The 13888-nt window shown below is 74.3% G+C and carries 14 protein-coding genes; 5 read left to right on the top strand and 9 right to left on the bottom strand.

Going from position 1 to position 13888, the window contains the following annotated elements; genetic code table 11:
- Positions 1–147: 147 nt before the first annotated feature.
- Together ACFY0X_RS09425 and ACFY0X_RS09420 are read right to left on the bottom strand one after the other, a co-directional pair.
- On the bottom strand, positions 148–834 hold the full coding sequence (locus tag ACFY0X_RS09425; RefSeq protein ID WP_387751148.1) for a YoaK family protein: 687 nt from the start codon (positions 832–834) through the stop codon (positions 148–150).
- Positions 835–922: 88 nt separating this feature from the next.
- On the bottom strand, positions 923–2803 hold the full coding sequence (locus ACFY0X_RS09420; protein WP_387751922.1) for an amidohydrolase: 1881 nt from the start codon (positions 2801–2803) through the stop codon (positions 923–925).
- A 322-nt stretch (positions 2804–3125) separates the two neighbouring features.
- Here ACFY0X_RS09420 and ACFY0X_RS09415 point away from each other — a divergent pair, with 322 nt between their 5' ends.
- Together ACFY0X_RS09415 and ACFY0X_RS09410 are read left to right on the top strand one after the other, a co-directional pair.
- Positions 3126–3788 carry a hydrolase gene (locus ACFY0X_RS09415; RefSeq protein WP_387751146.1) on the top strand — a complete coding sequence of 221 codons (663 nt, stop codon included), beginning with the start codon at positions 3126–3128 and terminating at the stop codon, positions 3786–3788.
- 14 nt (positions 3789–3802) lie between these two features.
- Positions 3803–4285: a DoxX family protein gene (locus ACFY0X_RS09410; RefSeq protein WP_387751144.1), complete on the top strand. Its 483-nt coding sequence runs from the start codon at positions 3803–3805 to the stop codon at positions 4283–4285.
- Positions 4286–4535: 250 nt separating this feature from the next.
- Here the strand turns inward: ACFY0X_RS09410 and ACFY0X_RS09405 are convergent, their stop codons facing one another.
- The 3 genes from ACFY0X_RS09405 to ACFY0X_RS09395 form a co-directional block, all read right to left on the bottom strand.
- Positions 4536–5000, bottom strand: coding sequence for an SsgA family sporulation/cell division regulator (locus ACFY0X_RS09405; protein ID WP_387751142.1), 465 nt, complete (start codon positions 4998–5000; stop codon positions 4536–4538).
- A gap of 109 nt (positions 5001–5109) precedes the next feature.
- A complete protein-coding gene (locus tag ACFY0X_RS09400; protein ID WP_387751139.1) occupies positions 5110–5664 on the bottom strand; it encodes a Dps family protein in 555 nt (184 codons plus the stop codon).
- Between the two features lie 38 nt (positions 5665–5702).
- The gene (locus tag ACFY0X_RS09395) at positions 5703–6428 is read right to left on the bottom strand and encodes an alpha/beta fold hydrolase (protein WP_387751136.1); all 726 of its coding nucleotides are present in this window, start codon (positions 6426–6428) and stop codon (positions 5703–5705) included.
- A 288-nt stretch (positions 6429–6716) separates the two neighbouring features.
- On the opposite strand from ACFY0X_RS09395, the gene ACFY0X_RS09390 reads away from it, so the two are divergent.
- Positions 6717–7553 (top strand): alpha/beta fold hydrolase, encoded by an 837-nt coding sequence (locus ACFY0X_RS09390; RefSeq protein WP_387751133.1) that lies wholly within the window; start codon positions 6717–6719, stop codon positions 7551–7553.
- A gap of 161 nt (positions 7554–7714) precedes the next feature.
- Positions 7715–8641 carry a VOC family protein gene (locus ACFY0X_RS09385; protein WP_387751130.1) on the top strand — a complete coding sequence of 309 codons (927 nt, stop codon included), beginning with the start codon at positions 7715–7717 and terminating at the stop codon, positions 8639–8641.
- A gap of 118 nt (positions 8642–8759) precedes the next feature.
- On the opposite strand, the gene ACFY0X_RS09380 is transcribed toward ACFY0X_RS09385, so the two are convergent.
- The 4 genes from ACFY0X_RS09380 to ACFY0X_RS09365 all read right to left on the bottom strand — a co-directional run bounded on the left by ACFY0X_RS09380 (position 8760) and on the right by ACFY0X_RS09365 (position 12889).
- A complete protein-coding gene (locus ACFY0X_RS09380; RefSeq protein WP_387751128.1) occupies positions 8760–9518 on the bottom strand; it encodes an alpha/beta fold hydrolase in 759 nt (252 codons plus the stop codon).
- A gap of 143 nt (positions 9519–9661) precedes the next feature.
- Positions 9662–10525 (bottom strand): helix-turn-helix domain-containing protein, encoded by an 864-nt coding sequence (locus tag ACFY0X_RS09375; protein WP_387751125.1) that lies wholly within the window; start codon positions 10523–10525, stop codon positions 9662–9664.
- Between the two features lie 107 nt (positions 10526–10632).
- Positions 10633–11463 (bottom strand): alpha/beta fold hydrolase, encoded by an 831-nt coding sequence (locus ACFY0X_RS09370; RefSeq protein WP_387751122.1) that lies wholly within the window; start codon positions 11461–11463, stop codon positions 10633–10635.
- A 154-nt stretch (positions 11464–11617) separates the two neighbouring features.
- Positions 11618–12889, bottom strand: coding sequence for a PucR family transcriptional regulator (locus ACFY0X_RS09365; protein WP_387751119.1), 1272 nt, complete (start codon positions 12887–12889; stop codon positions 11618–11620).
- A gap of 528 nt (positions 12890–13417) precedes the next feature.
- Here ACFY0X_RS09365 and ACFY0X_RS09360 point away from each other — a divergent pair.
- A complete protein-coding gene (locus ACFY0X_RS09360) occupies positions 13418–13873 on the top strand; it encodes an SsgA family sporulation/cell division regulator (RefSeq protein WP_387751117.1) in 456 nt (151 codons plus the stop codon).
- Positions 13874–13888: the final 15 nt, after the last annotated feature.

Genomic DNA, 13888 nt, shown 5'->3' with positions numbered 1-13888 from the left:
CCCTCGGGCCGGCCGGGCCGCTCGCCGGGCACCCAAGGCTACCGCCCGCCGGAACCGCTCCGAGGTCACGGGCCGGGCGGCTGGAACGCCCCCGGCCGCCGGGCGGGGGCGGTGCGTCCGGCCCCGGTCATGCGCCGGTGGAGCCGGTCACTCCCGGTAGAGCAGGACGGAGGCGCCCGCCAGGACGGCGCTGGCGACCAGGGCCCAGGCGATCTGCCCGTGCAGGACGAGGACGGCGCCCGGGGCGGCGCCGGCCAGCATGGTGACGACGGAGAGGACCTTGCGCCGCTGGCGGGGGGCGCTGCCGCCGGCCGGCCGGGAGTCGGCGGCCAGGCCGGTCAGGGTGAGGGTGAGCACGGTGGTGGTGAGGTCCGGTATGCCCAGGCCCCTGACGGTGGCGTTGCGGATGCCCATGGCCAGCGCGAGCAGGGCGATCACCGGGTACTGCGCGGCCCCCTCGGGGCTGTGGACGAAGAGGACGGCGGCGGCCGCCGCGTGCAGCACCGCCTCCAGGACGAAGGCCGCGCGCAGCCGCGCGGGGCGTCGGACCGAGCCCTGCCGGGTCGCGATCCGGCCGGCCACTCCCGCGCCGAGCAGGAAGGCGGCGAGCGAGGTCAGCGAGCCGGCGACGGAGAAGCCGGGTGCGCCGGCCAGGGCGAAGGCGATGACGACGACGTTGCCGGTCATGTTCGCGGTGAAGACGTGGCCGAGGCCGAGGTAGCTGACGGCGTCGATGAGGCCGCTGACCAGGGTGAGGCCGAACAGGGCCAGGGCCAGGGGGTGGCGGTCGTGGATGTGAGGTCCGGACGGCTGCGGCGGCGGTGGGGTGGTCACGACGGCTCCTCGTGCGGGAGGGGGAGGGGGACGCGGGTGGGGCACCCCCCGGTCCGGGCGGTGCCCCGTGACGGAACCGGCGGGCGCGTCAGAAGAAGCAGGGGTCCAGCGGCACCTGGGGCTGCCCGGGCAGGGCGAGGCCGCGGGCGGTACGCCAGGCGAGCTGTTCGCCGGAGGCCGCCACGGCCTCCAGCACGCCTTCGGCCTGCTGGACACCGGCGGCCGGGCCGGGGGCGGGGGTGGCGTGGTAGCCGCCGAAGCGGGTGACCGGGCTCCAGGACGGCGACACCTCGGGCAGCTCGGGGGCCAGCCCCTGGTGCTCCTGGACGGCGTGGACGATGCGGCCGCCGACGACGGTCAGGACGGCCTCGATGTGCGGGATGTCGGCCTCGGGGACGGTGAAGTAGTCGGCGCTGAGCAGCGCCAGGTCCGCGTAACTGCCGACCGTCAGACGCCCCTTGACGTCCTCCTCGCCGGTGAGCCGGGCACCGCCCAGGGTGTAGAGCTCCAGGGCCTGCTCGCGGCCGAGCCGGTTGTGCTCGGCCGCCAGGCGCCGGCCGCTGACCGCCCGTCCGGAGACCAGCCAGTGCAGGGCGACCCACGGGTTGTAGGAGGAGACCCGGGTGGCGTCGGTGCCCGCCGCGACGGTCAGGCCGCGGTCCAGCATCGCACGCAGCGGCGGGGCCTCGGCGGCGGCCGGGGCGCCGTAGCGCGAGACGAAGGCCTCGCCCTGGAAGGAGAGGCGGTTCTGCACGGAGACGGCTCCGCCCAGCGCCGCGATCCGGTCGAGGCTGTCCGGGCTGACGGTCTCGGCGTGGTCGAAGAGCCAGCGGTTGCCCTGCGGGAAGAGGCCCTCGGCGGCGAGCTTCTCGAAGACGGCGAGGTCGCGGCGGATGGTCTCGTCGTACGTGGCGTGCAGCCGGAAGCCCCAGCCGTTCTCCATGAGCAGCCGGACGGCCTTCTCGAACTCCGTCTCGTAGGCGCCCAGTTGTGGCCGGGGTTCGGTGAAGTTCTCGAAGTCGGCGGCGGCCCAGGTGAGGTTCTCCCCCGCGCCGTTGAGGCGCAGCCACGCGTCGCCCTCGCCGGGGCGCACGGTGTCGACCCACCGGCGGAGGTCGTCCAGTTCCTGCCCGGCGGTCTGCGGGAACAGGTGGTAGGCGATGCGCAGGCTCAGCTCACCGCGGCGGGCGAGTTCCATCACGGTGCCGTAGTTCTCGGGGAAGCTCTGGAAGCCGCCGGCGGCGTCGATCGCGGAGGTGAGGCCGAAGCGGTTCAGCTCGCGCAGGAAGTGCCGGGTGGAGCCGATCCGGTCGGCCTCGTCCAGGGTCGGTGCCTTGGCCAGGGTGGAGTACAGCAGCAGGGCGCCGGGGGCGGCGATCAGCAGGCCGGTCGGCTCGCCGTCGTGTCCGCGGACGATCTGGCCGCCGGCCGGGTCGGGGGTGTCCCGGGTGAAGCCCGCGGCGCGCAGCGCGGCCTTGTTGAGCAGCGCCGACTGGTAGAGGTGCAGCACGAACACCGGGGTGTCGGGCGCGGCGGCGTTGAGCTCGGCCAGGGTGGGCAGGCGCCGCTCGGCGAACTGGTCGGCGGACCAGCCGCCGACCACCCGCACCCACTGGCCGGGCGGGGTGCGCTCGGCCTGCAGCCGGAGCATGGCCAGGGCCTCGCGCAGCGTCCGGACGCCGTCCCAGCGCAGCTCCAGCACGTAGTTGAGGCCGCCGCGGATGACGTGCAGGTGCGCGTCGTTGAGGCCGGGGACGGCCCGGCGGCCGAGCGCGTCCACCACCCGGGTGCCGGGGCCGACCAGCGGGACGACGTCGGCGTCGTCGCCGACCGCCTGGATCAGTCCGTCCCGGACGGCCACGGCGGTGGCCTGCGGGCGGCGCGGATCGTTGGTGTACACCTTGGCGTTGCGCACGACGAGGTCGGCGGGCTGGTCGGGGGTCCCCGGGCGGATTCCGGCGACGGGCATGGTGGACAAGGGGGGTCCCTTCGTTCAGTGCTGGTTCGGCGCGGGGCCGCGAGGGCGCTCCGGCGCGAGGCCGTGCGTCGAACCTAGGCAGCGGGTGGCGCCGAAGGGGCTTCGCAGCGCATGACCGGTTGTCCGGCAGTGCACTTCGGTGCGCGGGGGCCCGCGGCCGGCCGGTGGTGCGTTGTCGGAACAGTCCCGGGCACAGAGCGAGCAGAACCGCCGGAGCATCGCGGACTAATGTCGCCAACGTGACGCCGAGCCGATCCGGCCGGCGTCCGACGCAGTGTCAACTTCCTGCATCCCCAAGGAAAGAGAACCCACCATGGTCGACTTCGCCAACGTCCACGCCGCGCCGAGCCCGGACCTGCTGACCCCGGACAACGCGATGATGCTGTTCGTTGACCACCAGCCGCAGATGTTCTTCGGCACCGGCAGCGGCGACCGCACCGCCATCATCAACTCCACCGTCGGCCTGGCCAAGGCCGCGAAGATCTTCGACGTGCCGGTGGTCCTGTCGACCGTCGCCGCCGAGTCCTTCTCCGGCCCGATCCTGCCGCAGCTGAAGGCCGTCTTCCCCGACCAGGAGGTCATCGACCGCACCAGCATGAACGCCTGGGAGGACGAGGCCCTGGTCGAGGCCGTCAAGGCCACCGGCCGCAAGAAGATCATCCTGTCCGGCCTGTGGACCGAGGTCTGCCTCGTCCTGCCGGCGCTGTCCGCGCTGGACCAGGGCTACGAGGTCTACGTCGTCGCCGACGCCTCCGGCGGCGTCAGCCCGCTGGCCCACGAGCACGCCCTGCAGCGGATGACCGCCGCCGGCGCCGTGCCCGTCACCTGGGTGCAGGTCCTGCTGGAGCTCCAGCGCGACTGGGCCCGCAGCGAGACCTACGTCGCCGTGACGGACCTGGTCAAGGAGCACGCCGGCGCCTACGGCCTGGGCGTCTTCTACGCCCAGTCGATGATCAACCCGCACGCCGCCGGCTGACGGAGCCTCCCATCATGAACACGGGTCTACTCCTGCTGCGCCTGGTCGTCGGCCTGCTGATCGCGGGCCACGGCGTCCAGAAGGTCAGCTTCCACCTCGGTGGCGGCGGGCTGGAGGGCGGCAGCGCCGAGTTCCGGGGCGACGGCTTCCGCGGTGGCAGGCTCACCGCGGTGGCCGCCGGCGGCACCCAGATCGGGGCCGGGCTGATGCTGGCCGCCGGCCTGCTCACCCCGCTGGCCGGCGCGGGCGTCATGGGCGTGATGACCGTCGCCCTGACGGTCAAGTGGCCCCACGGACTGTGGGTCCAGCACGACGGGTACGAGTTCCCGTTCGTCCTGATCGTCATCGGCGCGGCGCTGACCGCCACCGGCCCCGGCCAGTGGTCCCTCGACGGGGCCCTCGGCCTCGCCGCCTGGCCGCTGTGGTGCCTGCCCGCGGCCGTGGTCGCCGGTGTCGGCGGCGGCCTGGCCACCCGGCTCGCACTGCACCGCCGCTGACGCGGCGCACCACGGCCGAAACGGAGCACCACGGCCGGAGCGGCCGGAACACACCGGGCTCGGGCCCCCTCGGAAGGGACACCTTCCAGGGGGCCCGAGCCCGTTGGGCGTGCCGGTCCCGACCCCTGGAGGGTCTGGGCCTCCGGAAGGCGACGTCCCCTGGAAGGCCTTCGGCCCCCTGGAGGAGGGAGCACCCGCGGGTGCTCCCTCCTCCAGGGGGCCGATCCGCGCTCCCCCGCCGGATCCGGTCTCAGCGACCGTCCACCAGTCGCCTCGACTCGGCGTCCCAGTCGATCAGTTCGGCCTCGCGGCCGCGCGGCACGAGGGCGAAGCTCTCGCGCAGCCAGCCCTGCACCGGCCCGACCGGGACGTCGATCGAGGCGGTGCCGTCGTCACCCCGCAGCGTGATCCGCAGCCGCCGGCGGCCGTGGCAGCGGCACGGCGGGGAGATCCGCACGTCGCCCGTCCCGGCCGGCCGGTGCAGGCCCTTCCACAGCAGGTCGCGGGAGAACTCCCAGGTGCCGACCGCGGGATCGGAGCCGGGGAACTCCATGACCACGGAGAACGGCTCGGTGCCGTGGTAGCCGAAGCGCACCGGGAGGTCGATGAACTTCCCTTCGCCGATGTGGAGTTGGGCGGCGACGGCGAGCACGGCACAGTCCGCGCCCGCCGTGGGGCCCTGGTCGGGGAACGGCTGGCGTCCTGGCACGGGCACGGGACCTCCGGGGGCTGGGGACGGAGACGGAGAAGTGCCGGGCCCGCCGACGAAACGGGCCCGGCACTGTGCGGAGCCGGGCCTGCCGACGAACAGGCCCGGCCCGCGGTCACTCCCCGGTACCGGGGGTGACGACCAGGTGCTCGGCGAGGAACCAGACCTGGGTCTCGCCGGTGCGGATGATCTGCGAGACCAGGAGGTCCTGAGTGCCGTCGTCGCCGAGCTTCGCCGTACGGGCGGCGGCGTCGCGGACGTCGGCCAGGATGGTCTCGTGCGCGTCGAGGAGCCGCGAGAGCATCGACCGCGCCCCCTCGACGCCGTCCGGCGGGCGCGGCACGCCGGTGATCTGGGCGGCGTGCCGGGGGTCGCCCACCGCGACGCCGCCGAGGCTCTGCACCCGTTCGGCGAGCGCGTCGACCAGCTCCAGTTGCTCCTGGGCGTGCTTGTCGAAGAGCAGGTGCAGCTGGTAGGCGGTCGGCCCGCGCATGCCCCAGTGGTACTTCTTGTACAGCGCGTACAGGAACTGGGTGTCCGCGAGGACCCGGTTGAGCCGCTGGCACGAGTACTGCCGGGCGTCGTGGGAGAGCGCGATCGGCAGCTGGGTGACGGTGCCGAACTCCTGGATCTCGGGACCGTGCTGGTGGAGGCGAGGCTGGCTGGTCATGGTGCTCCTGGGGCTGGGTGGTTGCGGGGAAGGGCGGGTCAGTAGGCCGTGGACCGGACGGCCTCGCGGATCACGTCGGCGACGCGTCCGGGGTGGGAGAGCATCACCAGGTGCGAGGAGTCCACCTCGACGGTGGTCATGCCGGCCCGCTGGTAGCCGAAGCGCTGGACCTCGGGGTTGAGGGTCCGGTCGGCGGTGGCGACCACCCCCCAGGACGGCTTGGTCCGCCACGCGGCGGTGGGCGCGGCCTCGCCGAACGCGGCGGCGGCGAGCGGGCGTTGGGAGACGGCGAGGACCCGGGCCAGCCCGGGGTCGACGTCGGCCGCGAAGATCGCCGGAAGGCGGTCGACCGCCACCGACACGTCGGTGCCCTCGCCGTCCCCGCCCTCCAGCGGGAAGGGGGCGTACACCAGGGCGGAGGCGAGGTCGGAGTCCGGGAAGCGGCCCTGCAGCTCGCCCAGGCTCTCGCCCTCCTCCAGCGCGTAACCCGCCAGGTACACCAGCGCCTCGACGTTCTCCTCGGCGCCCGCCACGGTGATCACCGCGCCGCCGTAGGAGTGGCCGACCAGCACCACCGGCCCGGGGATCCGCCGGACCACCGACGCGAGGTACGCGGCGTCCCCGGTCAGGCTGCGGTTGGGCACCGCCGGCGCCACCACCTCCAGCCCGTCGGCCAGCAGTTCGGGGATGACCTCGGCGAAGCTGGAGGCATCGGCGAAGGCGCCGTGCACCAGCACGACGGTGGGCGTGTCTCTGGTCGTCATGAGGGGTCCTCACTGGGGCCTCGTCAGAGGCCTCCGGATCACTGGCGGCTGTCGCCCCCAGGCTAGGAACGCGCGGGCCCGGGGCCTGTTCCGACGGCGCACTGCCTGCGGTCGGCCAGCGCACCGGGCACCGGGGCCGGGGCAGGATCCGGGGCCGGGCCGCCGGTGCGCCCGGCCGCAGCGCTCTCGGACGATTCGGGGTGCTCTCAGAGGCAACCGGCCGGCGGCGGCCGGGCCTAGCGTGGGCCGCGTCGCAGCCAGACGCTGCCGCAAGGAAAGGAACACCCCATGCCGTACATCACCGTTGGCCAGGAGAACTCCGCCTCCATCGACCTCTACTACGAGGACCACGGCACCGGCCAGCCGGTCGTGCTCATCCACGGCTTCCCGCTGAACGGCGCCTCCTGGGAGCGCCAGAGCGCCGCCCTGCTGGACGCCGGCTACCGGGTCGTCACCTACGACCGCCGCGGCTTCGGCCGGTCCTCGCAGCCGACCACCGGCTACGACTACGACACCTTCACCGCCGACCTCCACACCGTGCTGGAGACCCTCGACCTGCGCGACGCCGTCCTGGTCGGCTTCTCGATGGGCACCGGCGAGACCGCCCGGTACGTCGCCACCTACGGCTCCGAGCGGATCGCCAAGGTCGCCTTCCTGGCCTCGCTGGAGCCCTACCTGCTGAAGACCGACGACAACCCGGAGGGCGCCGCCCCGAAGGAGTTCTTCGACGGCGTCGTCGCGGCGGTGAAGGCCGACCGCTTCGCCTTCTACACCGACTTCTTCAAGGACTTCTACAACCTGGACGAGAACCTCGGCACCCGGATCAGCGAGGAGGCCGTCCGCAACAGCTGGAACGTCGCCGCGTCCGGCGGCGCCTTCGCCGCCTCGGCCGCGCCGACCACCTGGTACACCGACTTCCGCGCCGACGTCGCCCGCATCGACGTGCCCGCCCTGATCCTGCACGGCACCGGCGACCGCACCCTGCCGATCGACAACACCGCCCGCGTCTTCCACAAGGCGCTCCCCGCCGCCGACTACGTCGAGATCGAGGGCGCTCCGCACGGTCTGCTCTGGACCCACGCCGAAGAGGTCAACGCCGCGCTGCTCGCCTTCCTCGCCAAGTAGCCCGGACGGCCGCCACACCCCCGACCGCGGCCGTCCGCACCCGCGCCGGTACCGCCGTCGCCGCCCTTGGGCCCGGGCGACGGCGGTACCGGCCACCCCCGACCCGCGCCCGGGACCGCTCCCGGCGGACACCGGGCGCGCGCCACGACCAGGAGGTCCCCGTGAAACCCCGCTTAGCCCGTCGTCTGGTCCCGCTGGTGGCGGCGCTCGCCGCCCTGACGGCCGCTCCCGCCGCCTCGGCGGCCGGGAACGCCCCCGCCGCGCAACCACCGGGCGCCCACCGGCAGTTCGCCGTCGGCCCGCAGTACGACTCCACCCACGTCTACGTCGAACCCGGCACCGAGCAGGCCTTCGTGACCAGCTGGACGTCCACCTTCGGCGGCACCACGATCGGCCCGGTCTCCACCCAGGTGACCCCGACCCCCAGCCGGACCCTGTCGGAGCTGGTGGTGTCCCCGGTCGGCACGCTGTCGGTGTTCGACTTCACCACGCCCGTCCCGTACCCCTTCGGCACCGAACGCACCGGCTGGCTGGTGACCGACCTCGACCAGGCCGTCCGCGCCGCCCGGGCCGACGGCGCGACCGTCACCGTGGCGCCGTTCGCCGACCCGATCGGCCGCGACGCCGTGGTCCAGTTCCCCGGCGGGGTCAGCGCCCAGCTCTACGTGCACACCACGCCGCCGTCCTACCCGGCCCTGGCGAGCGTGCCGGAGAACCGGCTCTACCTCTCACCGGACGCGGTCGGTGCCTTCCTGCACAGCTACCTCTCCTTCACCGGCGGCCGGATCGTCTCCGACGACCGGAGGGCCGACGGCGCCGCCCTCGGCCTGCCCGGCACCACCTACCGGCTGATCCGCCTCACCTCCGGATTCGGCACCACCACGGTCGCGGTGACCGACGGCCACCTGCCCCACCCGTTCGGCCGGGAGCTCACCGGATACGGCGTGCCGGACGTCGCCACCACCCTGGAGCGGGCGAAGGCCGCCGGCGCCTCGGTGCTGTCGGGGCCGGTCCGCGCGGACGGCCGGGACAGCGCGATGGTGCGGTTCCCGGGCGGCTACATCGCGGAGATCCACACCGCTCGGTGACCGGCGGGACGCGGAGGCGCGGGTGGGCGGCCGGGCACACGTCGCCCGGCCGCCCACCCGCGGGCCTCCGCTCGTCCGCGTCCGCCCCCGTCAGGTGGCGCTCCGCCCCCACCACCCGTCAGGTGCCGTACCCCTCGGCCGCGTTCCGCCCCGGCCGGGCCGGAACCGACCTGGCGGCGTCGTGGATGAACTCGGCGACCGTGCTCGGCCGGGAGACGGCCACCGCGTGGGAGGCGTCCGGCAGTTCGAGCACGGTGGCACCGGCCCGCTGCGCGGTGAAGCGCTGGATCGACGGCGGCAGTGCCTGGTCGGCCCCCGCCACCAGGGCCCAGGCGGGCGTGGTGCGCCAGGCCGCCACCGTCGGCACGTCGGTCAACACCCGTTCTGCGGCCGGGCGTTGGAGCGCGGCCAGCACCTGGGCCACCTCCGCGTCGAGGTCGGCGGCCACCAGCGGCCGGAAGCAGTCCGCCGGCACGGTGAGCTCCGTCGCCCGGTCGGTGCCCCCGACGGTGAACTCCGAGCGCCGCAGCCGCGGGATGAGCGGCGAGGGGTCGAAGCGGCTCGCGAGCACGTCGTAGCTCTCGCCGACGTCGGGGAGGTACGCGGCCACGTAGACCAGCGCCACGACGTTCGGGGCGCCCCCGGCCTCCGTGATCACCATGCCGCCGTAGGAGTGGCCGGCCAGGACGACGGGGCCGTCGATGCCCGCGACGACGGAGGCCAGGTAGGCAGCGTCGTGGGCCAGTCCGCGCAGCGGGTTCGCGACGGCGAGGACCGTCAGGCCGCGTCTGTGGAGTTCGGCGATGACGCCGAACCAGGTGGTGGCGTCGGAGCAGCCGTCGTGGACGAGCACGACGGTGGGCCGGGTGGGGTGCATGGCTGCCTTTCGGATGGCGCCGGCGCCACGTCCCGCCGGGCGCGGTCGGGCCGTCGTCACCGGGCGGCGGTCGGGCCGTCGTCACCGGTCGACGGGGCATGGCCTCGGCGGGACGTGGCGTCGGCGGCGCCGGGTGGAGGGGGTCAGGAGGCCGGGCTGCGGCCGTCGGTCTGCGCGGCGTAGGCCTGCCACTCGCGGGGCGAGACCCCGTAGGCGTCGCGGAACGCCCGGCTGAAGTGGGAGTGGCTGACGAACCCCCACCGGTGCGCGACCGCGGAGACGCTGGTCTGCCGGCGGGACGGGCGCTCCAGCTCCCGGCGGCAGGCGTCCAGCCGCCGCTGCCGGACCCACTGGCCGACGGTCGTCCCGTCCTGCTGGAAGAGCTTGTGGAGGTAGCGCACCGAGATGTGCTGCGAGCGGGCGATCGACTCCGGCGCGAGGTCCGGGTCGGCGAGGTTCTCCTCGATGTGGGCGCGGATCCGCGCCAGCAGTTCGGCCGAGCCGCTCAGGTGCTCCGGGCTCTCCCGTTCGAGCAGTTCGGTCACCAGGATGGCGACGATGTCGGAGACGCTGCGGGCGAGGTGGTCGCCCGGCCGGGCACGGTGGGCCCGGGTCCGGGCGGCGAGGGTGCGCAGGAACTGGGAGGCGAGCGAGCCGACGCCCTCGCTCCCGCGCGCCATCAGGCCGCCCGTGCGCCGGACGTCGCCGTGCCGGACGCCCAGGTAGAAGCAGGGGACGCGGAAGTGGATCATCCGGCACCCGACCTCCTGCAGCAGGCCCGCCGGGTGGACGGTGGTGCCGATCAGCAGGTCCCCGGGGGCGAGCGCGGTGCTGACGCCCTGGCGGCGGACGGAGGCCGCGCCGCGGACGTGCAGGGCGACGTAGAGGCAGTCCTCGGGATCGGTCCCGGGCGGTGGGGAGAGGACGTCGATGACGCCGTTGCCGCTGTCGTGGGCGACCCCGTCGAGGGGGTGGACTTCGGCTTCGGGCGCGGGGGTTTCGGGCATGGGTGAGGGACCCGACGGGATCACGGGAGGCTCCGACCGGTTTCGAATCGTTCAGGTGCAGGGGAAGTGGCCCGCCGCGCCGCAGGGCCGACGCGGCGGCGGGGCGTTCAGGAGAGGAACTGCTCCACGACGGCGTTGAACTCGCCGGGGTTCTCCAGGAACGGGAAGTGCGAGTTCGCCACGGACTTCGGGAACACGTGGAGGCGGGCGCCGGGGATCCGCTCGGCGATGAAGCGCTGGGAGGCCGGGTCGACGTGGCTCCCCTCGCAGCCGAGCACCAGGGTCGGCACGTCGACGCACTCGAGGACGTCGCGCCAGTCCTGGGCGCAGTGGTCGAACAGCAGCGGGACGCCCGCGTACGCCGGGGTGGCGCGGACCTGCTCGGTCACGAACGCCGGCAGGCCCGGGTCGGTGTCCCCGCCGAACATCGAGCGGACGAAGTCCTCGCGGACCTTCTCCCCGTCCGGGCCGGCCAGCGCGGCGCCCAGTTCCAGCAGCCCGGCGACGTCGAAGAGGGCGCCGGACTCGCGCCGCTCCCCCTCCGTCATCCAGGGCACCGCCGCCACCGCGGCCGGCTGGTCGACCAGGACGAGCCGGCGGATGCGGCCGGTGCCCTGCTGGTCGATGAGGCTCCACCACACCGAGGCGCCCATCGACCAGCCCAGCGCGTCGAAGGCGTCCAGGCCCAGGTGGTCGACCAGGCCGAGGACGTCGCGGGCCAGCCGCGCGATGCGGTAGCCGTGGCGCGGCTTGCCGGAGCGGCCGTGGCCGCGGAAGTCCACCGTCACGACGCGCCGGCCCGGCGCCAGCCCCTCGACCTGGTGACGGAACATCTCCTGGGTCTGGCCCCAACCGTGGAGCATCACCAGCGGCACCCCGTCGCCGCCGCTGTCGCGGTAGGCCAGGCGCACACCGTCGTTCGTGATCAGTTCGTGCATGGTGCTCGTTCTTGTCCGTTCGTTTCGGCTCACGGGTCCGGGGAGTCCGGAACCCGCGGGTCGCCGGGGGATGAGCGGCAGCTCGTGGTGACGATTCTCGCGGTGGGCTGAACCCGTTGGCCACCGACCGACGTAGGGATTGCCCGACGAAGCTTCATCGCTCTGTAGCAACGGGGGGCTTCGGCGCCGCCCCCGGACCGGCCTCCAGCAGGTCCCGCAGCCGCAGCCCCATGTGCAGCACCAGGCGGTGCGCGCCGTTGTCCAGGTCCAGGCCCGTGATCTCCTGGATCTGGCGCAGGCGGTAGTACAGCGAGGTGCGGTGGACCTCCAGGGCCTCCGCGGTCTTGGGCACCGAGCCGGCGTTCTCCAGGAAGCAGCGCAGGGTCTCCTCCAGCCGGGCGTTGCCGCCGCCGTCCAGCAGGCGCCGCAGCGGCACCGGCAGGAGGGAGGCGGTGAGCGCGCTGTCGGGCAGCTGGAGGAACACCGCGTACTCCCCGAGCCGCTCCCAGTCGCCGATGCCCTCCAGCCGGGGCAGCCGGCGGGCCGCGCGGGCCGCCACCCGGGCCTGGTCGTAGGAGATCCAGGCGTCGGCGAGCGCCGTTCGGCGTCCGCCCACGCCCACCACCACGGCCGGCTCCGGGCCCAGGAAGGTCCTCAGGGAGCGGACGACCGCGCGGCACTGCTGCTCCAGGTCCTCCGCCGCCGGTTCCCGCTCGAAGACCTGCACCAGGACCGCCCGGTCCTGCTCGACCGCCGCCAGGCCGCGGGCCGTACGGGTCTGCCGGAACGGCTCCAGCGCACCGCGCAGCGCCACCGCGATCTGCCCGGACGGCCCCCGCTGGTCGGAGACGGCCACACTGGTCACCACGACGTGCGGGCCGGCCGGCAGCAGCCCGTCGTCCAGCAGCCGCTGGTGCGCCGCGCAGCGCCGCGCCGAGTCCGAGCCGACCAGCTGGTCCACCAGCCGCCGGATCTGCTCCTCGTCTTCGTCCGACGCCAGCTGCTCGGCGAACATCTCGATCGCCACGGCGCGGGCGACCCGGTCGATGGCGGCGGTCTCGGCCGCGGTGAGGGGCTCCCCCGCGGCCACGACCATGAGGATGCCCAGCAGGTGGCCCCGCTCGCGGACCGGGACGCAGTAGCGCGGCTGCAGCCCCAGGTCGTCGCGGCCCGGCAGGACCCCGGGCCTGGTCCACTGGGCGACCCCCTGCGACAGCACGTAGCGGATGGCCTCGTCGTCCGCGATGCCCTGCAGCAGCGTGCGCACGCGCACCGGGTCCTCGTCGCCGAAGTGCCGACTGGTGCAGATCATCCGCACCAGCGGGTCGTCGAGGACGACGGAACGTCCCAGTTCCTCGGCCAGGCCGTCCACCAACGTCTGGAGCGCCTCGCCTCCCGAACGCGAGCGCTGGTTCCACCTCTGCATGATCAAAATCCTCCCGGCGCCCTTCATACAAGGAGCGGAACAGGATGGACAAACCTTCAACAAACCGAGGATTCGGGGGGCTCCGACCGGACCGGAGCACGCCCTCCCCGGGCGGCCGCCACCCCCGGACGAGGCGCCGCTCGCACCGCCGCTCTCCGCCAGACGCCTTGCTGAACAAGCAAGTTGAATGACCATCAGGCGACGCGACGACCGTCGGACCGGCCACCGACCGCACCACTGCGCGAACGCCGGACCGGTCGGACGGGACAACGAGGAGCCCGCGCCCCGCCTTCCACACCGACCGAACGGTGCGCAGATCGTCAGCTCGCGGTGCACGGCCGGAACATCCGGGCCGTGCACCGCTTCCTAACCTGAGGAGCGATTCCGCCTCCCCCTGCTCGTCGGCAGCTCCCAGGGCCCGAGGCGAGAGCGTCGCGCCGCCACCGGCCCCGCCCCGGTGCCCCGACCGTCCGACGCGCCGCCCGACCCCTCTCGACCCCGTCCCGACGCCGCACCAGGAGAAGACCCGTGCCCGCCCACCACTCCCTCTCCGGCCCCCAGCCCCGCCCGGAGGCCACCAGCACCGACGTCGCCCTCGACGCCCGGCTGGTCCTCGGCGAGCACAGATCCGTCGACATCCCGGTACGCCTCGGCTACCGCAGCGACGACCCGCTCGCCGTCGCCCTCCAGTTCCTCGGCCCCGCGGCCGAAGCAGGCACCTGGCGGTTCTCCCGCGACCTCCTGTGGGAGGGCCTGCAGAAGCCCGCCGGCCTCGGCGACGTCCGCGTCTGGCCGCCCTGCACCTGCCACGGCCGCGCCTCGCTGCGCATCATGCTCCGCGGCGTCGACAGCGTCGTCCTCGTCGACCTCCCCTCCCGCCAGGTCCGACGCTGGCTCCGCCGGGAGACCTTCTCCCTGGTGCCCCAGGGCTCGGAGGGCGCCCTGATCGACTGGACCACCGAACTGAACGGCCTGACCACCTGACGGCCGGGCCCCCGT

It is taken from the genome of Kitasatospora sp. NPDC001547, from assembly GCF_042894165.1.
Classification (GTDB): Bacteria; Actinomycetota; Actinomycetes; order Streptomycetales; family Streptomycetaceae; genus Kitasatospora.
The sequence above is the reverse complement of the archived record's forward strand: the minus strand, read 5'-3'. Positions and strand labels throughout refer to the sequence as shown.